Source organism: Enterobacter sp. RHBSTW-01064 (assembly GCF_014103035.1).
Lineage (GTDB): Bacteria > Pseudomonadota > Gammaproteobacteria > Enterobacterales > Enterobacteriaceae > Enterobacter > Enterobacter mori.
The window spans coordinates 143,049-165,845 of sequence record NZ_JABXOU010000001.1; the positions used below are offsets into that span (position 1 = coordinate 143,049).

21 protein-coding genes and 1 pseudogene are annotated in these 22,797 nt (G+C 53.1%); 11 read left to right on the forward strand and 11 right to left on the reverse strand.

What is annotated here, in order from left to right; genetic code table 11:
• Position 1: 1 nt before the first annotated feature.
• The 4 genes from HV355_RS00645 to HV355_RS00660 all read right to left on the reverse strand — a co-directional run bounded on the left by HV355_RS00645 (position 2) and on the right by HV355_RS00660 (position 4,131).
• Positions 2-1,015, reverse strand: coding sequence for an ABC transporter ATP-binding protein (locus HV355_RS00645; protein ID WP_182400673.1), 1,014 nt, complete (start codon positions 1,013-1,015; stop codon positions 2-4).
• 17 nt (positions 1,016-1,032) lie between these two features.
• On the reverse strand, positions 1,033-2,178 hold the full coding sequence (gene ydcS / locus HV355_RS00650) for a putative ABC transporter substrate-binding protein YdcS (protein ID WP_182400674.1): 1,146 nt from the start codon (positions 2,176-2,178) through the stop codon (positions 1,033-1,035).
• Positions 2,179-2,450: 272 nt separating this feature from the next.
• On the reverse strand, positions 2,451-3,860 hold the full coding sequence (locus HV355_RS00655; RefSeq protein ID WP_010431538.1) for a PLP-dependent aminotransferase family protein: 1,410 nt from the start codon (positions 3,858-3,860) through the stop codon (positions 2,451-2,453).
• An 82-nt stretch (positions 3,861-3,942) separates the two neighbouring features.
• Complete coding sequence (locus tag HV355_RS00660) at positions 3,943-4,131, reverse strand: hypothetical protein (RefSeq protein ID WP_052302284.1); 189 nt, start codon at positions 4,129-4,131, stop codon at positions 3,943-3,945.
• Between the two features lie 458 nt (positions 4,132-4,589).
• On the opposite strand from HV355_RS00660, the gene HV355_RS00665 reads away from it, so the two are divergent.
• From HV355_RS00665 to hslJ, 6 genes are all read left to right on the forward strand, one after another.
• Positions 4,590-4,958, forward strand: coding sequence for an NlpC/P60 family protein (locus tag HV355_RS00665; protein WP_108417362.1), 369 nt, complete (start codon positions 4,590-4,592; stop codon positions 4,956-4,958).
• Positions 4,958-5,455 carry a YbjP/YqhG family protein gene (locus HV355_RS00670; RefSeq protein WP_108417361.1) on the forward strand — a complete coding sequence of 166 codons (498 nt, stop codon included), beginning with the start codon at positions 4,958-4,960 and terminating at the stop codon, positions 5,453-5,455. The genes HV355_RS00665 and HV355_RS00670 overlap by 1 nt, the downstream gene beginning before the upstream one ends.
• A gap of 118 nt (positions 5,456-5,573) precedes the next feature.
• A complete protein-coding gene (locus HV355_RS00675; protein ID WP_120158247.1) occupies positions 5,574-6,974 on the forward strand; it encodes a cytochrome ubiquinol oxidase subunit I in 1,401 nt (466 codons plus the stop codon).
• Positions 6,974-7,984, forward strand: a complete 1,011-nt coding sequence (gene cydB, locus HV355_RS00680) for a cytochrome d ubiquinol oxidase subunit II (protein ID WP_120158248.1) — start codon at positions 6,974-6,976, stop codon at positions 7,982-7,984. Before HV355_RS00675 ends, cydB begins: the two co-directional genes overlap by 1 nt.
• Positions 7,984-8,112 carry a DUF2474 domain-containing protein gene (locus HV355_RS00685; RefSeq protein WP_032666970.1) on the forward strand — a complete coding sequence of 43 codons (129 nt, stop codon included), beginning with the start codon at positions 7,984-7,986 and terminating at the stop codon, positions 8,110-8,112. Before cydB ends, HV355_RS00685 begins: the two co-directional genes overlap by 1 nt.
• A gap of 127 nt (positions 8,113-8,239) precedes the next feature.
• Positions 8,240-8,677: a heat shock protein HslJ gene (gene hslJ / locus HV355_RS00690; protein WP_010431549.1), complete on the forward strand. Its 438-nt coding sequence runs from the start codon at positions 8,240-8,242 to the stop codon at positions 8,675-8,677.
• Here the strand turns inward: hslJ and HV355_RS00695 are convergent, their stop codons facing one another.
• Positions 8,678-8,944 (reverse strand): DUF333 domain-containing protein, encoded by a 267-nt coding sequence (locus tag HV355_RS00695; RefSeq protein WP_174339628.1) that lies wholly within the window; start codon positions 8,942-8,944, stop codon positions 8,678-8,680.
• Positions 8,945-9,214: 270 nt separating this feature from the next.
• Here HV355_RS00695 and nifJ point away from each other — a divergent pair, with 270 nt between their 5' ends.
• Together nifJ and ompC are read left to right on the forward strand one after the other, a co-directional pair.
• Positions 9,215-12,739, forward strand: coding sequence for a pyruvate:ferredoxin (flavodoxin) oxidoreductase (nifJ, locus tag HV355_RS00700; protein WP_182400675.1), 3,525 nt, complete (start codon positions 9,215-9,217; stop codon positions 12,737-12,739).
• 389 nt (positions 12,740-13,128) lie between these two features.
• Entirely contained in the window at positions 13,129-14,238 is a 1,110-nt protein-coding gene (gene ompC, locus HV355_RS00705; protein ID WP_148400778.1) for a porin OmpC, read from the forward strand.
• Between the two features lie 39 nt (positions 14,239-14,277).
• Here the strand turns inward: ompC and HV355_RS00710 are convergent, their stop codons facing one another.
• Together HV355_RS00710 and HV355_RS00715 are read right to left on the reverse strand one after the other, a co-directional pair.
• Complete coding sequence (locus HV355_RS00710; RefSeq protein WP_010431559.1) at positions 14,278-14,475, reverse strand: hypothetical protein; 198 nt, start codon at positions 14,473-14,475, stop codon at positions 14,278-14,280.
• Between the two features lie 75 nt (positions 14,476-14,550).
• On the reverse strand, positions 14,551-14,886 hold the full coding sequence (locus HV355_RS00715; protein ID WP_182400676.1) for a DUF1294 domain-containing protein: 336 nt from the start codon (positions 14,884-14,886) through the stop codon (positions 14,551-14,553).
• Between the two features lie 85 nt (positions 14,887-14,971).
• Between HV355_RS00715 and HV355_RS24070 the strand changes: the two are divergent.
• Positions 14,972-15,067: pseudogene (locus HV355_RS24070) on the forward strand (hypothetical protein); the annotation flags it as partial.
• Positions 15,068-15,156: 89 nt separating this feature from the next.
• Entirely contained in the window at positions 15,157-16,092 is a 936-nt protein-coding gene (gene ttcA, locus HV355_RS00720) for a tRNA 2-thiocytidine(32) synthetase TtcA (protein ID WP_126816245.1), read from the forward strand.
• Positions 16,093-16,133: 41 nt separating this feature from the next.
• Here the strand turns inward: ttcA and dbpA are convergent, their stop codons facing one another.
• The 4 genes from dbpA to HV355_RS00740 all read right to left on the reverse strand — a co-directional run bounded on the left by dbpA (position 16,134) and on the right by HV355_RS00740 (position 20,094).
• Positions 16,134-17,507, reverse strand: coding sequence for an ATP-dependent RNA helicase DbpA (dbpA, locus tag HV355_RS00725; protein WP_182400677.1), 1,374 nt, complete (start codon positions 17,505-17,507; stop codon positions 16,134-16,136).
• A gap of 27 nt (positions 17,508-17,534) precedes the next feature.
• Positions 17,535-17,690, reverse strand: a complete 156-nt coding sequence (locus tag HV355_RS00730; RefSeq protein ID WP_269475491.1) for a hypothetical protein — start codon at positions 17,688-17,690, stop codon at positions 17,535-17,537.
• A 299-nt stretch (positions 17,691-17,989) separates the two neighbouring features.
• A complete protein-coding gene (gene zntB, locus HV355_RS00735) occupies positions 17,990-18,973 on the reverse strand; it encodes a zinc transporter ZntB (RefSeq protein ID WP_108417755.1) in 984 nt (327 codons plus the stop codon).
• 143 nt (positions 18,974-19,116) lie between these two features.
• The gene (locus tag HV355_RS00740) at positions 19,117-20,094 is read right to left on the reverse strand and encodes a methyl-accepting chemotaxis protein (protein WP_249420808.1); all 978 of its coding nucleotides are present in this window, start codon (positions 20,092-20,094) and stop codon (positions 19,117-19,119) included.
• Between the two features lie 520 nt (positions 20,095-20,614).
• Between HV355_RS00740 and HV355_RS00745 the strand changes: the two genes are divergently transcribed.
• Positions 20,615-22,744, forward strand: a complete 2,130-nt coding sequence (locus tag HV355_RS00745) for a bifunctional diguanylate cyclase/phosphodiesterase (protein WP_182400679.1) — start codon at positions 20,615-20,617, stop codon at positions 22,742-22,744.
• Positions 22,745-22,797 lie beyond the last annotated feature (53 nt).

Sequence of the window (22,797 nt, forward strand, 5' to 3'; positions counted from 1 at the left end):
TTCACCTCTCCTCATGAAGCAACACCATGGCCTCGCGTGACCACGAGGCCAGCACCTGCTGTCCGGGCGAAATCCCTGCCGGGAGCGCGCCTCCGGTAAGGTTCGCCTGGCTGACCAGCAGTTTCGCACCGTCAGCCAGACGCAGCTCGAAGCGCGTGGCCGCGCCCTGATACTGTACCGCCTGTACCACGCCCTGCACCTGAACGTCACCGCCCCCATTGAGACGAATATGTTCCGGGCGCAGCGAATACATCCCCTCCATCCCACAGACCTGGCGGGCCAATGCGGTATCAAAAACGTTAGCGGTGCCAACAAAACTGGCGACAAACGGCGTGCGAGGACGCATGTAAAGTTCGCGCGGGGTATCAACCTGCTCGATACGCCCGTTGTTGAAGACGGCCACCCGATCCGACATGGACAGGGCTTCTCCCTGATCGTGGGTGACGAAAATAAAGGTAATGCCCAGCTCCTGCTGAAGCTTTTTCAGCTCGAACTGCATTTGTTCGCGCAGTTTAAGATCGAGCGCGCCTAGCGGTTCGTCCAGCAGCAGCACGCGGGGTTCGTTCACCAGCGCGCGGGCAATCGCCACGCGCTGACGCTGGCCGCCGGAGAGCTGTGAAGGCTTACGCGCGACGGCAAAGCTCAGGCCGACCTTCTCCAGCGCCTGACCGGCCAGCGCGTAGCGTTTTTTCTTGTCGACACCTTTAACCATCAGCCCGTACGCTACGTTGTCGAGGATCGACATGTGCGGAAACAGCGCGTAGTCCTGAAAGACGGTGTTGACGTCGCGCTCCCAGGGCGGCAATTCGCTGGCTTCTTTGCCGAAGATTTTTATCGCGCCGCCGCTCAGCTGTTCAAAACCGGCAATCAGGCGCAGGCAGGTCGTTTTGCCGGAGCCCGACGGCCCCAGCATGGAGAAAAACTCCCCGTCACGAATGCCAATAGTCACCCCATCCACCGCTCGTACGTCGCCGTACAGACGGGAAACGTCATTAAACTCTACTGCGTACGTCATGTTCTGCTCCCGGACGTTCAACGACCGCCCATGATGGCAATGTAATCCTGCGTCCAGCGGCTGTAAGGGACAAATTTCCCCCCTTCCGCAATCGGCGTTTTCCAGAACATGATTTTTTCGAACTCGTTATAACCGTTGGTTTCGCAGCCTTTATCACCGAGCAGCGCGCTGGCCTTACAGCCTTCCGCGACCACCGGCAGCGAGCCAAACCAGGCCGCCAGATCGCCCTGCACTTTTGGCGTCAGCGACCAGTTCATCCATTTGTAGGCGCACATTGGGTGTTTTGCCTGCGCGTGCAGCATGGTGGTGTCCGCCCAGCCGGTCACCCCTTCTTTCGGGAAGACGGTGGCAATGGGCTGGTTCTCTGCCTTCAGGGCATTCGCCTGATATGGCCAGGCGCTGGAGGCCACCACGCCTTCATTTTTAAAGTCGCTCATCTGAACGGTGGTGTCATGCCAGTAGCGGTGGATAAGCGCGTGCTGATCGCGCAGCACCTTGAGCACGGCGGCGTACTGTTCTTCGGTGAGCTGGTACGGGTCTTTAATACCTAATTGCGGTTGAGTGGCTTTGACAAACAGCGCGGCATCAGCGATATAAATCGGGCCGTCGTACGCCTGCACGCGTCCCTGGTTGGTTTTACCGTCAGGCAAATTCTGTTTGGTGAATACCACGCTCCAGCTGTCCGGCGGCGTCGGGAAAGTTTTGGTGTTGTACATCAGCAGGTTTGGCCCCCACTGATACGGCGTGCCGTAGACTTTGCCGTCAACGTTAAACCATTCCCCTTTCACAATCCGTGCGTCGAGGGTTTTCCAGTTGGGGATGAGATCGGGGTTAATCGGCTGAACGCGTTTCCCCATGATCAGGCGCAGCGAGGCGTCACCGGAGGCCGTGACCAGGTCATATCCCCCTTTCGCCATCAGGCTGACCATCTCGTCGGATGTGGCCGCCGTTTTGACGTTGACGGTACACCCGGTCTCTTTTTCAAACTGGGTCACCCAGTCATAATTTTTATCCGTCTGACCGCGTTCGATGTACCCCGGCCAGGCAATAATATCCAGTCGTCCTTCCCCGTTACCGATGGCCTTCGGCGGCTCGGCGGCTTGCGCGGTCATGATTGTCATGCCAAGCGCATACAGGCTGCTGCGGGCAAAATTTTTGCTCATTAGATTTACTCCAGTCGCAATGAAATTTAGCGGCAGCCTTGCCGTAAAAATATCTCCTTAATTAAACGTAGACCGCGCAAATGCGCCGCACCTTTCGGCTAAAGGAAATTTCATCAAGGTGTGACCGAGGGCGCATTCCCCGTTAACTGGATTATAGACAAGGAGTTAGCAGAGGAAGGGAGTATGCAGATTTCCTATGATGCGGCGCTGAAGGATATTCGCAGCGCCGTCATAAAGATAAGGAAGGATTATTTAAAAGCCGACTACGCGATTTATTCCAGCATCTCGCTAATTAATTTTCCCAACTGAATAACAGCCTGTTCTTCCCGTTCACCCCACGCCCAGGAGGTATTAAACCGGAAAAACGGTGTCCAGCTGTCTGACGTTGAAAACATCTTACCTGGCGCGATGCTGATGTGGTGGACTAACGCTTTCTCGCTCAGCAGCCCGGCATCCAGCTGCGCCGGAAGCTCCAGCCATAAAAAATAGCCGCTGTCGTTGTGATGGATTTTGACGCCAGCAGGCATATGGCGCAAAAGCGACTGCCACCCCTGCTGTTTGCGCTCGGCCAGCGTGCGTCGCAGGCGGCGAAGATGGGCGTCATACCGTTTTGTCGCCAGATAATCCACCAGCGCCAGCTGCATGGGTGAGCTGGTGGATAAGGTGCTCATGAGCTGCAGTTGCTGAATGCGGCGCGCATGCTTTCCCGCCGCGACCCATCCGATGCGAAAACCGGCCACCAGACATTTTGAAAATGAGGAGCAGTGCAGCGTCATGTCCTGCCTGTCCCAGGCCTTGGCCGGAAGCGGTTTTTCACGGCCAAAATAGAGTTCGCTGTAGACGTCGTCCTCAATCAGGGTGACGTTATGCTTCGTTAGCAGCGCCACCAGCAGCGCCTTTTTCTCCGCACTCAGCGTGAAGCCAAGCGGGTTTTGACTGTTGGTCATTAGCCAGCAGGCTTTTACCGGATAATCATTCAGGGCCTGTTCAAGGGCATTCAGGTCGATCCCCTCGCGCACGTCGGTCGCTATCGATAGCGCCTTCAGCTTCAGGCGTTCAAGCGCCTGGAGAGCACCATAAAAACAGGGATTTTCAACGATCACCCAGTCACCGGGTTCGGTGACGGCCTGCAGGCTAAGGTTCAGCGCCTCAAGCGCGCCTGCGGTAATGACAATCTCTTCAGGTGAGATGTTCATCCCCTGCTGCGCGTAGCGGCGGGCAATGGCGTGGCGTAGATCGACGTTACCCGGCGGCAGGTTTTCAATCACGCTCATCGCGGTGGCGGTTTTACTGACGTTCGCCAGCGAGCGGTTAAGCTGCTGAAGCGGAAAGAGGCGCGGATCGGGAAATGCGGAAGCAAACGGGACGACGGAGGGATCGCGGCTGGCCTGCAGCACGTCGAAGATATAGGTGTTGATGTCGACCACTTCATCGCGCATCACCTGAGCCGGAGGAGCAGGCTGTTGCGCAGTCGGGCGCGAGGCAACGTAATAGCCCGATTGCGGTCTGGCGACAATGCGCCCCTGGCTTTCCAGCATCTGATACGCGTGGCCCACGGTCATGAAACTCATGCCGCTGCTCGCCACCTGCTCTCGCAGCGAAGGCAGCTTATCGCCCGGCAGCCATACGCCAAGCTCAATCTGCGAGATAATTTGTTGCGCCAGACGCTGGTATTTTTTCATCAGATTCTCCTTATTGCCGACAGTGTATATCAGCAGGAGAAAAAGAGAAGATTTTGCTAACTGTTATGGAAAGCGTTGTTAATTACTTGCGGTACTCAGTGATATGGCTCTGGGCAGAACGTGCTGCGGCCAGGTGATCGAGCGTAACCATCGACGATTTGCAAAAAATGCATTTCGCGCCGTGAGGATTTTTCTCAGACACATCAAAAACTGAAGTACGGTACTGCGAGCCATGACAGCATGGGCAGCGAAAATGGATATAAGAAGTCATAGGATTCTCCTGTAAACGTAAAAACGTAAATTACTCATGAGCCGATCAGGCAATAATGGTTTTAAACAAAACTAATCGGAAAGTAGATAAAGACCCAAGAGAGGCTGCGGAGAGGCACAACGTGATGAGAACTGCTTTATAAAACTACGTCAGATATTTATTTGGACTCAAAACCAGAAGACCATTAACGCACGACGCAGACGACAAGGCAAGCGGTTTAATGCGTAAAATTCATAAAAAAATGGTTTTTATTCCGTCTTTGCACATTACGGATTCAAATATTGGGGTGGGCACCTCCTACACACCACAGCATAACCACATGAAATATAGATATTTTATATAACATCTTTTGCCTACCTCTCTCCCAAGCCAGGGCGTATTAAAAATAGGGTAAAGAACCTGATAGTTATCCTCATCACGTAGGAATTTCGTTCTAACTTTGCATGAAGGAACTAAGAATGAGTTGGAATAAAGACGTTGCTCTTTCACATCTTCGGTCACGCGCTCTCGGCCACTCGCATCACGAATGTGCGACATTTACGCGGGAAGCTATAGAAGCTGGCGGTATACGGCTGGAGAGAACACGAAACGCAAAAGACTATGGACCCTCTTTACTTCGCGCGGGGTTTCGTGAAGTTCCCTCGGGTTCTGTGTTGCGAAGTGGTGATGTCGCAGTGATCCAGCCTTACCCGGGAGGAAGCGCCAGCGGCCACATGACTATGTATGATGGAACACAATGGATTTCCGATTTCCGCCAGAGCAGTATGTATCCGGGGCCGGGTTATCGTGCTTCTCACCCGGCTTACAAAATCTACAGGATGAACTGATGCGAATCGCAATTGTATTATGCGCATGCTGGCTTTCTGCTTGCTCTGTTAAGCACGATAGTGGCGTGACGACCCGGGTGCGTTCATTCTATTCACTCTATCTCATGTCTTTGACCAGTAGCGAAAGAGAATTCTCGAACGCTGATCTGCGGGAGTATGTCTCTGCCGATACGCTCTCGAGAATTGAGCAAATAGAATCAATACCCGAGCAAGATTTGCTGGAGTCAGATTACTTCACTTACGCACAAGATTATGATCCAGCATGGGTACCGGCGCTAACCGTCGGCCCCGCTACGACTTTCATGGGGGGTGAAGTTTTGCCCGTGTGGATTGGCGTAGAAAATGGAGGAAAAATAGAACTTGAGGTATTTGCCCGCCGGGAATCGGGCACATGGAAAATATACAGAGTCCGTGATGTCACCGATAACTACGAGCATCCGATATTTAATGCTGGAGCAATTGCCCGGGCGAGGTTGGCTGCTGAAAGTGGGCGTTAAGCACATCAGGTTATACGCAAGGCAAACTGTTATGGGTAATTAAGCCAGGTCTGTTTCTGCAACCCAGCGCTGGCGCGGCTTAGAATGGCATCGACATAATTACATCGCGGAGTTTTGCATGTTTGGTTTGGATGCTTTTCACCTTGCGCGGATACAGTTTGCCTTTACCGTATCCTTTCACATTATTTTCCCGGCAATCACCATCGGCCTGGCAAGCTATCTTGCTGTACTCGAAGGGCTGTGGCTCAAAACAAAAAATCCCGTCTGGCGCTCGCTGTACCATTTCTGGTCGAAGATCTTCGCCGTTAACTTTGGTATGGGCGTGGTCTCCGGGCTGGTCATGGCCTACCAGTTTGGCACTAACTGGAGTGGATTTTCACAGTTTGCGGGCAGTATTACCGGCCCGCTGCTGACCTATGAAGTGCTCACCGCTTTCTTCCTTGAGGCCGGTTTCCTTGGCGTGATGCTGTTTGGCTGGAACAAAGTCGGTCCGGGTCTGCACTTCTTTGCAACCTGTATGGTGGCGCTGGGGACGATTATATCGACCTTCTGGATCCTCTCCTCCAACAGCTGGATGCAGACCCCGCAAGGCTATGAGATCGTCAACGGTCAGGTCGTACCGGTAGACTGGTTTGCCGTGGTATTTAACCCCTCTTTCCCGTACCGCCTGCTGCATATGTCGATAGCCGCCTTCCTCAGTAGCGCGCTGTTTGTTGGTGCATCTGCCGCCTGGCACCTGCTGCGCGGTAACAGGACGCCTGCCATTCGCGCCATGTTCTCCATGGCATTATGGATGACCCTGATTGTGGCCCCCATACAGGCGATGGTGGGTGATATGCACGGGCTGAACACCTTAAAGTACCAGCCCGCCAAAATTGCCGCCATTGAAGGCCACTGGGAAAACCCGCCGGGTGAACCCACGCCGCTGCTGCTGTTCGGCTGGCCGGACATGGAGCAGGAGCGCACCCGCTTTGGGCTGGAGATCCCGGCGCTGGGCAGCCTGATCCTGACCCACAGTCTGGAAAAACAGGTTCCCGCGCTCAAGGAGTTTCCGAAAGAAGACCGGCCTAACGCCACCATCGTCTTCTGGTCGTTCCGCATTATGGCAGGCCTGGGCATGTTGATGCTGCTGCTGGGAGTGGCTGCGGTCTGGCTGCGCTACAAAAAACGGCTGTATACCTCTCGTCCCTTCCTGTGGTTTGCCCTGTTTATGGGGCCATCCGGATTGATTGCCATCCTTGCCGGATGGGTTACCACGGAAGTGGGCCGCCAGCCGTGGGTGGTCTATGGACTGCAGCGCACGAAAGATGCGGTTTCCGCGCACGGCGATCTGCATATGAGCGTCAGCCTGCTGGCCTTCTTCGTGGTTTATACCTCGGTGTTTGGCGTGGGTTATAGCTATATGGTACGCCTGATCAAAAAAGGTCCTCAGCCTCATGAGTCATTTGCCACTGAAGCTGATGGTCGACCCGCTCGTCCCCTTTCCGCCGTTATCACTGAACGTAAGGAGAAACCATAATGGGAATCGATCTCTCCCTTATCTGGTTTGTGATCATCGTATTCGCCACGTTAATGTACATCGTGATGGATGGATTTGATCTGGGAATTGGCATCCTGTTCCCCGCGACGCAGAACGGCGACGATCGCGATGTGATGGTCAACAGCGTAGCGCCGGTGTGGGACGGGAACGAAACCTGGCTGGTGCTTGGCGGCGCGGCCTTGTTTGGTGCCTTCCCGTTGGCTTACGCGGTCATCATCGACGCGCTGACCATTCCGCTGACATTAATGCTGATCGGACTTATTTTCCGGGGCGTGGCGTTTGAGTTTCGCTTCAAAGCCACACCGGCACACCGTCCGTTCTGGGATAAAGCCTTTATTGGTGGCTCGATACTGGCAACGTTCACCCAGGGCGTGACGGTCGGCGCTGTGATTAACGGTTTCTCCGTTACCGGACGCGCGTACAGCGGCGGACCCTTTGACTGGTTCACTGCCTTTAACCTGTTCTGTGGCGCAGGTCTGGTCATAGCCTATGCCCTGTTAGGCTCCACATGGCTGGTGATGAAAAGCGAAAATGCCCTGCAACAGCGGATGCGTGAGGTTTCAAAAACGCTGTTAATCGTCCTTCTGCTATTCATTGCGGCAATCAGTATCTGGACACCTTTGGCGCAACCGGCTGTCGCCGCGCGCTGGTTTACTCTGCCGAATCTGTTTTATCTGCTGCCCGTCCCTGTGCTGGTGGCGATCCTGAGCCTGTGGCAGTGGCGAAGCCTGAAGGATCCTGATAGCCATAATCTGCCGTTTGTGCTGACGCTGGGGTTGATTTTCCTCGGATTCAGCGGTCTTGGGATCAGCATCTGGCCGCACATCATCCCGCCGTCTATTACCTTATGGCAGGCCGCCGCACCACCGCAGAGTCAGGGCTTTATGTTAGTGGGCGCACTGTTGATCATTCCCATCATTCTGGTCTACACCTTCTGGAGCTACTACGTATTTCGCGGAAAAGTTCAGCATGGGGAGGGTTATCACTGATGCAACAACCTGTCTGGAAACGTCTGATGTGGCTGGCCATCATCTGGGGCGGTAGCGTCCTGGCGCTGGCCGCCGTAAGTATGTTCTTCCGCATGCTGATGACGGCGGCGGGATTTAAATCTCACTAACACCTCGTGCCGGGCACCGCGCTGTTGCCCGGCCTCTTCTCGCACTTTCAGATAAACCCCATTAACTCGCACGGGCGTATGGTTACACTTGGAATAGATTCACAGCATTGATATTTAGAGAAGAAAAATGAAAAAGCTCGTTGCAGTAACTTTTCTGAGCCTGGCCCTGGCGGGCTGCGTTAACCCGGGTAAAGCGTCCGTTCAGCCGGAGCAGCTTCAAAACCACCGTTTTGTGCTGGAAAACGTCGATGGTAAAGCCATCACCAAAACGGCAACGCAGCCTGAAATAAGCTTTAGCGCGCTGTCAGATATCAGCCTGATTAAAAACATCACTGTCTCAGGCGTGATGTGTAACAGCTATAACGGACAGGGGAAATTGTCCGAAGGCGCGCTGACCGTCAAAACGCTGGCGATGACCCGGAAACTGTGCACTGACCCACAGCTTAACGAACTGGATCAGGCCATCGGCGACATGCTGCGCAAGGGCGCACAGGTCGACCTGACTGAAGACCAGTTAACGCTGGCGACAGCCGAAAAAACGCTGATGTTTAAACGCGTTGAGTAATCAGTAGTTACCGCAAGATCCCGCGGCAAGCGACTGTTCACTGCAGCGCTTGCCATTTGGCAACGCGCACATACCAATCGCAGACCCATCGAGCTGGCGAGCAACCGATAACGAACCCCCAATCATCGCGCAGTTGGCCTGGCCGGAGCTTGACATCGCGGCTCTCATACCTGGCGTAACGTGCGCCGCCGTTGCCTGCTGAACAGGTTCACTACTACATGCCGACAACAATAACGCGGCACACCCTACCCAAAACGCTGAACGCATGTTCTCTCCCCCATGAATAATGACAAACCTATGCATAATAGGCACGCGGCGCCGCATCGTCGAGAGTGGATGTGCGTATTTATGCGCTCCGGAAACAATTTCTCGCAATTTTTCCGGCAAAAGTTTGATCTACTCATTGATGCCGGGAATATCGAGGACACAAAAGCGAAAATCGCAAAACCTGAGCTTTGCTAAAATAAAAGAATAATTATCAGGGCTTGTTGCCGTTATACAGGCCCCTCTTTTTGCGCAATGTAAGGGTGTCGTCTTATGCAAACTATTGACGGTAATGGTGCAGTCGCGTCAGTTGCGTTCCGTACCAGCGAAGTTATCGCCATCTACCCGATTACGCCAAGTTCCACGATGGCTGAACAGGCGGATGCCTGGGCCGGAAACGGGGTAAAAAACGTCTGGGGGGATGTCCCACGCGTGGTTGAAATGCAGTCCGAAGCGGGCGCAATTGCCGCGGTGCACGGTGCGCTTCAGACAGGCGCCTTGTCCACGTCGTTTACCTCCTCTCAGGGATTGCTGCTGATGATCCCGACGTTATACAAATTAGCCGGACAGTTGACGCCATTTGTGCTGCATGTCGCTGCCCGTACGGTCGCGACTCACGCCCTCTCCATCTTTGGCGATCACTCAGACGTGATGGCGGTCCGTCAGACGGGCTGCGCCATGCTGTGCGCCAGCAGCGTCCAGGAGGCACAGGACTTCGCGCTGATTTCGCATATCGCGACGCTGAAAAGCCGCGTGCCGTTTATTCATTTCTTTGATGGGTTCCGCACATCTCACGAAATCAACAAAATCGTTCCGCTGGCTGACGATACGATCCTCAATCTTCTGCCACAGGCTGAGATCGATGCGCACCGTGCTCGCGCCCTCAATCCGGAACATCCTGTGATTCGCGGAACCTCTGCAAACCCGGATACCTATTTCCAGTCTCGCGAAGCGACCAACCCGTGGTACGACGAGGTTTACGACCATGTTGAACAGGCGATGAATGCGTTCGCCACCGCCACCGGACGGGAGTACAAACCGTTCGAATATTATGGCCATCCGCAGGCGGAACGCGTGATCGTGCTGATGGGCTCAGCCATCGGCACTTGTGAAGAAGTGGTGGATGAACTGCTGACGCGCGGCGAAAAGGTCGGCGTGCTGAAAGTGCGGCTTTATCGTCCGTTCTCAGCTAAACATTTGCTCTCAGCGCTTCCGGAAAGCGCGCGATCCGTTGCCGTTCTTGACCGTACCAAAGAACCGGGTGCGCACGCGGAACCGCTCTATCTGGACGTGATGACGGCCCTGGCGGAAGCGTTTAATAGCGGCGAACGCGAAATGCTGCCGCGCGTTATTGGCGGGCGCTATGGCTTGTCATCCAAAGAGTTTGGCCCGGACTGCGTGCTGGCAGTCTTTAACGAGCTGAATGCAGCGAAGCCAAAACCGCGTTTTACGGTCGGCATTTATGATGATGTGACTAACCTGTCCCTGTCGTTGCCGGAAAACACCCTGCCCTCGACCGCCAAACTCGAGGCGCTGTTCTATGGTCTGGGCAGCGACGGTAGTGTCTCAGCCACCAAAAACAACATCAAAATCATCGGCAATTCGACGCCGTGGTATGCCCAGGGGTATTTCGTCTATGACTCCAAAAAAGCGGGCGGGCTGACCGTTTCCCACCTGCGCGTCAGCGAACACCCTATTCGCTCGGCTTACCTTATTTCTCAGGCAGATTTTGTAGGCTGCCACCAGCTGCAGTTTATCGACAAATACCAGATGGCGGAGCGCCTGAAACCTGGCGGTATTTTCCTGATTAACACTCCGTACAGCGTTGATGAAGTCTGGGCGCGGCTGCCGCAGGAAGTGCAGGCGGTGCTGAACCAGAAAAAAGCCCGCCTCTTTGTGATTAACGCCGCCAAAATTGCCCGCGAATGTGGCCTGGCGGCACGTATCAACACCGTGATGCAGATGGCCTTCTTCCATCTGACCAACATCCTGCCGGGCGACAGTGCGCTGATGGAGCTGCAGGGTGCGGTAGCCAAAAGCTACAGCAGTAAAGGCCAGGAGCTCGTCGAGCGCAACTGGCAGGCGCTGGCGCTGGCGCGCGAATCGCTGTTTGAGGTACCGCTGCAGCAGGTGAACGCAGCCAGCCCGAACCGTCCTCCGGTGGTGTCCGACGCGGCGCCGGATTTCGTGAAAACCGTAACGGCGGCGATGCTGGCCGGCCTGGGCGACGCCCTGCCCGTCTCGGCGCTGCCGCCGGACGGCACCTGGCCAATGGGCACCACCCGTTGGGAAAAACGCAACATCGCCGAAGCGATCCCGATCTGGAAAGAAGAACTGTGTACCCAGTGCAACCACTGCGTGGCGGCCTGCCCTCACTCGGCCATCCGTGCCAAGGTGGTTTCTTCTGAAGAGATGGAAACCGCGCCGGCCAGCCTGCACTCGCTGGATGTGAAATCACGCGACATGCGCGGACAGAAATACGTTCTGCAGGTCGCACCTGAAGACTGTACCGGCTGTAACCTGTGCGTCGAAGTGTGCCCGGCGAAAGATCGTCAAAACCCGGACATCAAAGCCATCAATATGATGTCGCGTCTGGAACATGTTGAAGAGGAGAAAGTGAATTATGACTTCTTCCTGAACCTGCCGGAAATCGATCGCAGCAAGCTGGAACGTATTGATATTCGCACCTCACAGCTGATTACTCCGCTGTTCGAATACTCGGGTGCCTGCTCTGGCTGCGGAGAAACACCGTATATCAAACTGCTTACGCAGCTTTACGGCGACAGAATGCTGATCGCTAACGCCACCGGCTGTTCGTCTATTTACGGTGGAAACCTCCCTTCCACGCCATACACTACTGACGCTAACGGTCGCGGCCCGGCATGGGCAAACTCGCTGTTTGAAGATAACGCCGAGTTTGGTCTTGGCTTCCGTCTGACCGTCGATCAGCACCGCGCGCGCGTGATGCGTCTGCTGGAGCAGTTTGCCGATAAAATCCCTGCAGAACTGAATGATGCACTTCACTCGGAAGCCACGCCGGACGTGCGGCGCGAGCAGGTCGCTGAACTGCGCAACGCGCTGCAGGGCGTTGAGGGTGCGGAACAGTTGTTGACGGATGCTGATGCGCTGGTTGAGAAATCTATCTGGCTGATCGGGGGCGACGGCTGGGCCTACGATATTGGCTTCGGCGGGCTTGACCATGTACTGAGTCTGACTGAAAACGTTAATATTCTGGTGCTCGATACGCAGTGTTATTCCAACACGGGCGGTCAGGCGTCTAAAGCGACACCGTTAGGCGCCGTCACCAAATTTGGTGAGCACGGTAAACGCAAAGCGCGTAAAGATCTCGGCGTCAGCATGATGATGTACGGCCACGTTTATGTCGCGCAGATTTCACTGGGTGCGCAGCTTAATCAGACCGTGAAAGCGATTCAGGAAGCGGAAGCCTACCCTGGCCCATCGCTGATCATTGCCTACAGCCCTTGCGAGGAGCACGGCTACGATCTGGCTCTCAGCCACGATCAGATGCGTCAACTCACAGCAACCGGCTTCTGGCCGTTGTATCGGTTCGACCCACGCCGTGCTGATGAAGGCAAACTGCCGCTGGCGCTGGATTCACGTCCGCCATCTGACGCTCTTGCCGAGACGCTTATGCAGGAGCAGCGCTTCCGCCGCCTCAACGCGCAACAGCCTGAAGTAGCAGAACAGCTCTGGAAAGATGCCGCCGCGGATCTGCAAAAACGCTATGACTTCCTGGCACAGATGGCAGGGAAGGCGGATAAATCAACCAGCGAATAACTCTACCCGCCCGGCTCGTCCGGGCATTTATTTGTCATAAAAAAAGCCCGATGTATTCACACCGGGCTAATCCAGAGAATCAGAGAAGACTATTTAGTTAACTAAATAATATTCACATCAATTATGGATGAAGAAATCTTAAAGGCATATAACGACGACGATCTTACCTTTTCTCCCGCGCAATTAATAATTTTAGTTTTGTATATTTTCGGTTAATACATTCATGAAATCTATCAAGATTTCAACGGTATTATTTAGTTGAGTATTTACTTAAAATGTAACAAATATAATTACGACTCCTCATTGGGAGTGATTTAGCATGAGACATCTTTCCTGTGTGGAAAGTTCATCTGGTAATTAAATAAAAATGATTGCAAAGGAATATCACTATGCAAAGAAAAGTACTGGCCCTCATGATTCCTGCGCTGTTAATGGCAGGCGCAGCACATGCAGCAGAAATTTATAATAAAGACGGCAACAAATTAGATCTGTACGGAAAAGTAGATGGTCTCCACTACTTCTCTGACGATGCGTCAAAAGATGGCGATCAAACCTATATGCGTCTGGGCTTCAAAGGCGAAACCCAAATCAACAACCTGATGACCGGCTACGCGCAGTGGGAATACAACGTTCAGGCTAACAACACCGAAGGGTCTGATAACCAGTCCTGGACGCGTCTGGCGTTCGCGGGTGTGAAAGTGGGTGATTACGGTTCATTTGATTATGGCCGTAACTACGGTGTGCTGTACGACGTGGAAGGCTGGACAGATATGCTGCCAGAATTCGGTGGCGACTCATACACCTACGCCGATAACTTTATGACCGGCCGTGCAAACGGCGTGGCAACCTACCGTAATACCGACTTTTACGGCCTGGTGCAGGGTCTGAACTTTGCGCTGCAATACCAGGGCAAAAACGAATCCGGCAATAACAATCAGGAAGGGACCAACAACGGTCGTGATACGCGCCATGAGAACGGCGACGGTTTCGGTATTTCTACCACCTATGATTTCGGCATGGGCATCAGTGCAGGTGCGGCTTACGCCTCTTCTGACCGTACCAACGATCAGGTGACACGTACGACCGCAGGCGGCGATAAAGCAGATGCATGGACTGCTGGCCTGAAATACGATGCCAATAATATCTACCTGGCGGCAATGTATTCCGAAACCCGCAATATGACACCATACGGTGATAACGAAGGTAATGTGGCTAACAAAACGCAGAACTTTGAAGTCACCGCGCAATATCAGTTCGACTTTGGTCTGCGTCCGGCGATTTCTTACCTGCAGTCCAAAGGTAAAGATCTGGGCAACGGTCAGGGCGATCAGGACCTGGTTAAATATGCTGACGTAGGTGCCACCTACTATTTCAACAAAAACATGTCCACCTATGTTGATTATAAAATCAACCTGCTGGACGAAGACGACAGCTTCTACAAAAATAACGGCATCAGCACTGACGATGTTGTTGCATTAGGCCTGGTTTACCAGTTCTAATCCTACGAGCCCGCAGCTATCTGCGGGCTCAAAACATCGCTATAAGCCTTTTCTGACCAGCTCAGCGGCTTTGACGAATACCTCGTCTTCAACGCCATCGCCCTTCTGTCTGCCGAGTCTGACCAGTTCGTCAACGATACTTTCACGGTTGATCGGCTTCTGCGCTGAAACCAGCCCAATAACGGCGGCCCCAATCGCCAACCCAACCAATCCTGTTTGTTCTTCTTTGTTCTTCATGATCGCGCTCCCTTGTACAACAGAAAAGCGTAGCAGGAATACAGTAAAAAGCGTGTTTGTTACGCCAACCGACGCTCATAACGCAGAGAAGTGATAAACCGCCGCCATCGCTGCGATGCTCAGGATGACACTTAGCATAAAGTAGGTTTTAAAGGGCTGCTTTTGCGTTTTATGGCGAAACAGTTGTTGACCCAGAATGGCGCCAGGCCAACCGCCTGTCACCCCAAACGCCAGCAAAGTGGCTTCCGGGACTCTGCGCATGCCCTTTCGCGCCGCTATTTTATCCGCGCCATATATCGCCATCGTCAGCACATTGATGAGCACGAACCACATGACAAGAGGATTCGAAGTAAAAAAGCTGCCAGTCGCAGCGGAAAACAGAAGCAGATAACAAAAACGATTGAGCGTCATAGCAGTGACCACGGGAATGTTGAGCGTATTCAGATGCCGCATTATACGCGATAACGTGAATGTATCAGGTTGATGCTATTATTCCGTAAAACATGCTGGCATTCGTCGCAACAATCCGTACCATACACGGCACACTTTCGCATGCTGGTTTTTCACTGCAGGCGCTAACCCGTCTTTTTTACCCGTCAGACGAGGCACAAAATTGCTCAAAGGGTAATCGTCATCGTTATACCCTACCGGTGCCCGACTTAAGATTCGAGTAACAAATAAATGCAACAAAATCAAGAAATTAACAAAAAAGAACAATACAACCTGAACAAGCTGCAAAAGCGTTTGCGCCGTAACGTGGGCGAAGCCATTGCGGACTTCAACATGATTGAAGAAGGCGACCGCATCATGGTTTGTCTGTCAGGGGGTAAAGACAGCTACACCATGCTGGAGATCTTGCGTAATCTTCAGCAAAGCGCACCGGTGAATTTTTCCCTGGTGGCGGTCAATCTCGACCAGAAACAGCCAGGCTTCCCTGAGCACATTTTGCCAGAGTATCTTGAAAATCTGGGTGTTGAGTACAAAATCGTCGAAGAAAACACCTACGGCATTGTTAAAGAGAAGATCCCGGAAGGGAAAACGACCTGCTCGCTGTGCTCTCGCTTACGCCGCGGGATCCTCTACCGTACCGCGACGGAGCTGGGTGCGACCAAAATTGCGCTCGGACATCACCGCGACGATATCCTGCAAACGCTGTTCCTGAACATGTTCTACGGCGGCAAGATGAAAGGCATGCCGCCTAAGCTAATGAGCGATGACGGCAAGCACATTGTGATCCGCCCCCTCGCCTACTGCCGTGAAAAAGACATTGAGCGTTTTTCACAGGCTAAAGGTTTCCCGATCATTCCATGTAATCTCTGCGGCTCGCAGCCGAACCTACAGCGTCAGGTGATTGGTGACATGCTGCGCGACTGGGACAAACGTTATCCGGGTCGGATCGAAACCATGTTCAGCGCGATGCAGAACGTCGTCCCTTCCCATCTCGCGGATGTAGAGTTATTCGACTTCAAAGGCATAAACCACGAATCAGAAGTGGTTAACGGTGGCGATCTGGCGTTTGACCGGGAAGAGATCCCAATGCAGCCTGCGGGCTGGCAGCCGGAAGAAGATGACAGTCAGTTAGAAGAACTGCGTTTGAATGTGCTGGAAGTGAAATAAAACGAAGCGTCTCAGAGAGATATCTGAGACGCTTTTTTCCGTTACTTCAGCAGACGAACGCGGCAGGCTTTGCCTTTAATTTTACCGTTTTGCAGCTGCTTCCAGGCTTTATGCGCCACCGACTGGCGAACCGCCACGTAAACGTGTGCCGGATGAACCGCAATCTTTCCGATATCCGCCCCGTCCAGACCGATATCTCCAGTCAGCGCCCCTAACACATCACCCGGACGCATCTTGGCTTTTTTGCCGCCGTCGATACACAGCGTCGCCATTTCAGCATCCAGCGGGACAATGCTGATATTGCCCGGGGCATTCACCCAGTTCAGTTTAATCTGCAGCATTTCAGAAAGGATATTGGCGCGCTGCGCCTCTTCCGGCGCACAGAAGCTGATGGCGAGACCGCTGTTGCCCGCACGCGCTGTACGACCAATACGATGGACGTGTACCTCGGGATCCCAGGCCAGTTCAAAGTTAACTACCAGCTCGAGCGATTTAATGTCCAGACCGCGGGCGGCAACGTCGGTCGCGACCAAAACGCGCGCACTGCCGTTAGCAAAACGCACCAGCGTCTGATCGCGGTCGCGCTGCTCCAAATCCCCATGTAGCGACAGTGCGCTTTGACCAGCGGCATTCAGGGCATCGCAGACCGACTGACAATCCTTTTTAGTGTTGCAAAACACCACGCAGGACAAAGGCTGATGCTGGCTCAGCAGCTTTTGCAGCAGCGAGATTTTGCCATGCTGCGACGTTTCAAAGAACTGCTGTTCGATGGCGGGCAGAGCGTCAACGCTATCAATTTCAATGGTCAACGGATTCTTCTGCACACGACCACTGATTGCCGCGATGGCTTCAGGCCAGGTCGCGGAGAACAACAGCGTCTGACGATCCTGCGGCGCAAAGCGGATCACCTCATCAATGGCATCGCTAAAGCCCATGTCGAGCATACGATCGGCTTCATCCATCACCAGCGTCTGCAGGGCATCAAGCGAAACCGTCCCTTTTTGCAGGTGATCGAGCAGGCGTCCCGGCGTGGCAACAATAATGTGCGGCGCATGCTGCAGAGAATCACGCTGTGCGCCAAAAGGTTGCCCGCCACAGAGGGTTAGAATTTTGGTGTTCGGCAGAAAACGTGCCAGACGGCGCAACTCTCCGGCGACCTGGTCCGCCAGTTCGCGGGTCGGACACAGAATCAGCGACTGCGTCTGGAATAACGCCGCATCAATATGCTGCAGCAGCCCGAGACCAAATGCAGCCGTTTTCCCACTGCCGGTTTTTGCCTGCACGCGTACGTCACGGCCTTCCAGGATGGCCGGCAGCGCAGCCGCCTGTACAGGGGTCATAGTGAGGTATCCCAACTCGTTAAGGTTATCGAGTTGGGCAGCAGGCAGAACGTTCAGGGTAGAAAAAGCGGTCACAGTATTCTCTCGTGGTCATCTTCGCAGTCAGATGGCGCGTATCCTCGCAGATATCAGGGTTGGATGCGACATTTTAATCGGTTCTTCATCAGGCGGCGGGTCCGGCATAGGCTGAGGACGCGGGATGGGATCGGGCATCGGCGTTGGGTCGGTAGGTACCGGATCGGACTGTCGTGTATTCATGAATTGCAGCGCGAGTAGCATGCTCATCTCTTCCTCCAGTTTTTTGTTGACCCTTTTAGGGTAGTCGCTGGGGAACGGCAGGCAAAAAAAAGCCGACTATTAAGTCGGCGTCGTACGAATCAATTGTGCTATGCAGTAATTCAAAAAAAGGAAGTAAGACAATATGGAGCGCAACGCCCATCGCTTGACGTTGCATTCACCTGCGGGAGTAATATTGCACCTTGCGGGGTCGATGTTTATTGACTTCGCTCAATTAAAATGTCGTTTTGAAGCAATCTACTGACCGAAAAAGTGCAAATTTACAACCATTTACTGCGATGCAACCACCATGCAACACCGCCAATCAAAACCACTAACATGACGCAAAAGGTCGTAAAACCATAGTGGTATTCTCCGCCGGGTATTCCGCCAAGATTGACGCCAAACAGCCCCGTCAGAAAAGTGCTGGGCAAAAAGACCATCGCCATGAGCGACATCGTATAAGTTCGTCTCGAGAGTGACTCCTGCATCACTTGGGCTATTTCGTCCGCCATTACCGCCGTTCGGGCAATACAGGAGTCGATCTCGTCCAGTCCTCGTCCGAGCCTGTCAGCAATGTCCTGCATTCTTCTACGCTGGTCATCGTTCATCCAGCTCAGCCGCTCGCTGGCCAGTCGCGCGTACACATCGCGCTGTGGCGTCATGTAGCGACGCATGACGATCAGCTGTTTGCGCAAAAGCGCCAGAAAACCGCGTGGGGGGATCTGCTGATCGAGCAGATTGTCCTCCAGATCGATAATCTTATCGTGCAGCTCTTCGATAAACTCGCTGGCATGATCGGTCAGGGCATCGCAGACGTCCACCAGCCAGCTGCCGCAATCCGTCGGGCCCGTGCCCTCTTTCAGATCGTTAACCACGTCATCCAGCGCCAGCACCTTACGCTGCCGGGTGGAGACAATCATCCGCTCATCCATATAGAGGCGCATTGCAACCAGTTGGTCGGGACGTTCATCCGTGCTGCCATTAATGCAGCGCAGCGTAATTAATGTCCCCTCGCCCATTCTGCTGACGCGTGGCCTGAGGCTCTCTCCTGCGAGCGCATCACGCACGTTATTGGGTAAGAGCGGCGTCGATGCCAGCCACTGGGCACTGTCTGGATGGGTATAGTTCAAATGCAGCCAGCAGGGATGTTCACTATCAATATCATCGCTGTCTTCCAGCGGCCTCGCACCACCACGGCCATCGAACACCCACGCAAAAACTGCGTCAGGCACGTTAATTTCGGACCCTTTAATGCTCTCCACAGCGCCTCCCGCTTTTCATCTTTACGGTGTCAGTCTAGCTTTCGTCCAGGCTTAAGCAATAGATATGTTCAGCATCGCGCTGAATGCGCTCAGGAATTGTACTTTTCGCATCAAAGAAAAAGCCTGGCAAGCCAGGCTTTTTATCAGAGGGAGGGGATCGGGGATCGTTGACGTCGCGCTGAGGGCTCATCCGCGAGATGTCGCTGGTCAAGCCGGAAATTACGCGTGCGGGTTTGCAGTTCAATCACCTGGTTACGCAGCACATCGGAGGATCCGTTGAGCTCCTCCACCATGGCGACATTGCTCTGCGTCACGCGTTCCAGTTCAGACAGCGCCTGCGTTATCTGCGAAATCCCCTTTTCCTGCTCTGACGTGGAGGCAGAAATATCGTCCATTAACCGGCTGACGTTATTCGAGCCCGCCACGATATCCTGCATATTTCTCTCCGCTTGCGAGACAACGTTAACGCCCTGCGTCACGTTATTGCTGGTCACGTCAATCAGCAACTTGATGTTTTTCGCCGCTTCGGCGCTTCGGTGTGCGAGATTACGAACTTCACCCGCCACCACGGAAAATCCTTTGCCATGATCGCCCGCGCGCGCAGCCTCTACCGCCGCGTTAAGCGCCAGAATATTGGTCTGGAAAGCGATACCATCGATAAGGGAAATAATTTCCGTCATTTGCAGGGCACATTCGGTTATAGACTGCATGTTGTTAGCAACCTGCCCCATTAATTGTCCACCTTTTTGTGCCTGTAACGTCGCGGCATTCGCTTGCTCACTGGCTAAACGGGTATTGTCTGCATTGTTTCGGGTACTCGCTGCCATTTGTTCCATGCTGGCCGCCGTCTGGATCAATGACGCTGACTGCTGTTCGGTCTTTACCGACAGCTCTGCACTGCGGGACGAGAGTTGCTCCGCAAGCGTCATGGCCGTTTGTGAAGAGGATCTGATCTCGCTGACCAGCGTTGCGATGTTACTGGACAAGCTATTAATCCCTGGAATCAAACGTCCGGCGCAGTTGTTGCCAAATTCAGGGATAGAGACGCCAAGATTGCCCGACGTCACTTCTTCAATACTTTTTTTCACAGTATTGATCGGCGTCACAAGATATTTTGTCATGTACGCCCAAAGTAAAAGCAGTGCAATGAGTTGTGCAGTATTCACGGCAATAAAAAGTGACACGCCATTAGCAAACAATGCAATCACTCCGTTATTAACCAAAAAGAGACATAAAAGGAAATAGACAATAAAAGTTCTGACACTAATATTTCTTAGCATACATTTTCCTACGACTTTATATTTTTATCGGCATTAAAATTTATAGCATTGCACGATAGCTTTGTCCTCACGATCTGCGCGAGTTTGTTGTTTCGCAGTTTGATTAGCATAATTTCACTTAAGAGAGAACAAAAGCGGGTTTTAGAGGAAATGCAATGCTCGCCATGCTGCCACTCTGGTTTATGCCACCCGTACGCGATACTCTGTTCTTACGCCACGCGATAGATATTCATACGTATTTAAGAGGCATTGCATTAAAAACGGGATACTGTTTAGTCGCACTTAAAAGAGTAATTTGCTTAATATATTTTATATTCTTTATTAATTGATAACTCCGTAACTTTTGGCGTGGGATGACATAATGCTCAACGTATCGTGGGACCCTGTTTTAATAGCCATTTCTTATTTGGTGGCGTTCATCGCCTCATTTGTGGCTTTAGACAGCGCGGGTAAAATCCCTCTTGCCGCCCGTAAGGCTGCACTGTTCTGGCGTGTGGCCGGTGGCGTAACCTTAGGTATCGGGATCTGGTCCATGCATTTCATCGGCATGCTGTCGATGAAAATGCCGATGATCATGAGCTACCACCTCTGGCTCACCGTCGGCTCACTGGGTATTGCCGTCGTTGCTTCTACGCTTGCCATTAATATCGCCGTTTCCGCAAAATCGCTTTCCCCTTTTCGACTGATACTCGCCACGCTGATCCTCAGCGCGGGTGTCGTTTCCATGCACTATGTCGGCATGGCCGCATTAATGCTGAAGGGCAGCATTATCTGGGACCGACGCATTGTCCTCTTATCGGTGCTGATTGCCGTCATCGCGTCCGGCGCGGCACTGTGGCTAGCCTTCCATTTACGAGAAAAGCGTAAAGGCGTGTACATCAACCGCCTTGCGGCTGCGCTAGTGATGGCTGCAGCCATTTGCGCCATGCATTACACCGGAATGAACGCCGCGCATTTCCACGAAATGGAAAACACATTACCGGGCGGTATCAGTGAACTGGGATTATCAATTTGGGTATCCGTCACCACATTATGTTTGCTCGGTGTGATGTTGATTATCTCGCTGATGGATTCACACAGGCGGACTAACAGGCTGACGGATAATTTGCGCCAGCTCAACAGACAGCTGGAGTTGCAGGCACGTTTTGATGCGCTTACCGGGCTTGCCAATCGTCACCAGATGGACGCGCGAATGCAGGACTGCCTGCACAGCGCACTGCTGAGCAAAAAGCCGTTTGCGGTGATATTTTTCGATATTGACCATTTCAAACGGATTAATGATATCTGGGGTCATCACATTGGCGATGAACTGCTGATAAACGTGGCTCATCGCGTGACTGCACGGTTAACACGCGAAATGACGCTGGCACGCCTGGGTGGTGATGCTTTCATTTTGCTGGTCCCAGAATGCGATGACGACAAGCTGAACGCGCTGCTTTCACCCCTGCTGGACGATATCCGCCGTCCACTTTCCCTTTGCGGGCATACGTTAACCATCACGCTCAGCGCAGGAGTAAGCCTCTATCCTCAACACGGTGAAACCCTGCATGAGCTAAAGCTTAAGGCCGATGCGGCGATGCATAACGTGAAAAAGCAAGGTCGTAACGGCTGGGCCATTTATCGCGCAGAGATGTCGACGACGGTTCCGGCTGAACCTGCCTTTTTGCAGGAGTTATCCCTGGCGCTGGAACGCGATCAGTTTGAAATGTGGTATCAGCCAACCTGGCTGGCAGAAGAGAACACCATTCACGGGTTTGAGGCACTGCTACGCTGGCGTCACCCGGAACAAGGTGTTTTACTGCCCAGTCTCTTTTTACCGTCGCTGGAACAAACCGGGTTGATCATTCCCGTTGGTAACTGGGCGATTGAAGCGGCCTGTAAACAACTGAGTTTCTGGACTGAACAAGGGTTCAGCCAATGGACATTGTCATTCAACCTGTCGCCGATGCAATTTGAGCAGCAGGATATCTTTCAGGTTATCTCGTCCATGCTGCAAAAATATAACCTGGCCCCCTCCCGGTTGATCCTTGAAGTGACGGAAAGCACGGCGCTAAAAAACCTCGATCGCAGCATTGAATTGCTCACCGCGTTCAACCAGGCAGGGATTACCGTTTCGATAGATGATTTTGGTACGGGTTATTCGAATCTTCTCATGCTCAGCGTCTTACCGGCGAAAGAGCTAAAAATCGACAAAAGTTTTGTCAGTTCAATGCTTGAAAATGAGAAAAGCAGAAAGCTTGTGGAAACGATCATTACCATCGCCCGGACTCTGGAGATGAATGTCGTTGCAGAAGGAATTGAAACCGAAGCGCAGCGGGCAATGCTGGTGAGTCTGGGGTGTGATTATCTCCAGGGTTTCCTGTACTCCCGACCTTTACCTGCAGAACAGGTTCCGTGGCTGCTGCTGCAAAAAACGTCTGAAAGACAGATTATACCAATCGGTAAAATTCAGGCGGAATCCCCTTTTATTTCACAAAAAAACCACGCCTGATGTGATGAAGTAAGGTATGTTTCAAAGGAGCCCACGCGAGTCAATTCCGGCGT

What these genes read in the sequence shown, in the direction of transcription:
- HV355_RS00645 (WP_182400673.1), bottom strand. Translation starts at nt 1,015, where the DNA reads ATGACGTACGCAGTAGAGTTTAATGACGTTTCCCGTCTGTACGGCGAC.
- ydcS (WP_182400674.1), bottom strand. Translation starts at nt 2,178, where the DNA reads ATGAGCAAAAATTTTGCCCGCAGCAGCCTGTATGCGCTTGGCATGACA.
- HV355_RS00655 (WP_010431538.1), bottom strand. Translation starts at nt 3,860, where the DNA reads ATGAAAAAATACCAGCGTCTGGCGCAACAAATTATCTCGCAGATTGAG.
- HV355_RS00660 (WP_052302284.1), bottom strand. Translation starts at nt 4,131, where the DNA reads ATGACTTCTTATATCCATTTTCGCTGCCCATGCTGTCATGGCTCGCAG.
- HV355_RS00665 (WP_108417362.1), top strand. Translation starts at nt 4,590, where the DNA reads ATGAGTTGGAATAAAGACGTTGCTCTTTCACATCTTCGGTCACGCGCT.
- HV355_RS00670 (WP_108417361.1), top strand. Translation starts at nt 4,958, where the DNA reads ATGCGAATCGCAATTGTATTATGCGCATGCTGGCTTTCTGCTTGCTCT.
- HV355_RS00675 (WP_120158247.1), top strand. Translation starts at nt 5,574, where the DNA reads ATGTTTGGTTTGGATGCTTTTCACCTTGCGCGGATACAGTTTGCCTTT.
- cydB (WP_120158248.1), top strand. Translation starts at nt 6,974, where the DNA reads ATGGGAATCGATCTCTCCCTTATCTGGTTTGTGATCATCGTATTCGCC.
- HV355_RS00685 (WP_032666970.1), top strand. Translation starts at nt 7,984, where the DNA reads ATGCAACAACCTGTCTGGAAACGTCTGATGTGGCTGGCCATCATCTGG.
- hslJ (WP_010431549.1), top strand. Translation starts at nt 8,240, where the DNA reads ATGAAAAAGCTCGTTGCAGTAACTTTTCTGAGCCTGGCCCTGGCGGGC.
- HV355_RS00695 (WP_174339628.1), bottom strand. Translation starts at nt 8,944, where the DNA reads ATGCGTTCAGCGTTTTGGGTAGGGTGTGCCGCGTTATTGTTGTCGGCA.
- nifJ (WP_182400675.1), top strand. Translation starts at nt 9,215, where the DNA reads ATGCAAACTATTGACGGTAATGGTGCAGTCGCGTCAGTTGCGTTCCGT.
- ompC (WP_148400778.1), top strand. Translation starts at nt 13,129, where the DNA reads ATGCAAAGAAAAGTACTGGCCCTCATGATTCCTGCGCTGTTAATGGCA.
- HV355_RS00710 (WP_010431559.1), bottom strand. Translation starts at nt 14,475, where the DNA reads ATGAAGAACAAAGAAGAACAAACAGGATTGGTTGGGTTGGCGATTGGG.
- HV355_RS00715 (WP_182400676.1), bottom strand. Translation starts at nt 14,886, where the DNA reads ATGACGCTCAATCGTTTTTGTTATCTGCTTCTGTTTTCCGCTGCGACT.
- ttcA (WP_126816245.1), top strand. Translation starts at nt 15,157, where the DNA reads ATGCAACAAAATCAAGAAATTAACAAAAAAGAACAATACAACCTGAAC.
- HV355_RS00730 (WP_269475491.1), bottom strand. Translation starts at nt 17,690, where the DNA reads ATGAATACACGACAGTCCGATCCGGTACCTACCGACCCAACGCCGATG.
- HV355_RS00740 (WP_249420808.1), bottom strand. Translation starts at nt 20,094, where the DNA reads ATGACAAAATATCTTGTGACGCCGATCAATACTGTGAAAAAAAGTATT.
- HV355_RS00745 (WP_182400679.1), top strand. Translation starts at nt 20,615, where the DNA reads ATGCTCAACGTATCGTGGGACCCTGTTTTAATAGCCATTTCTTATTTG.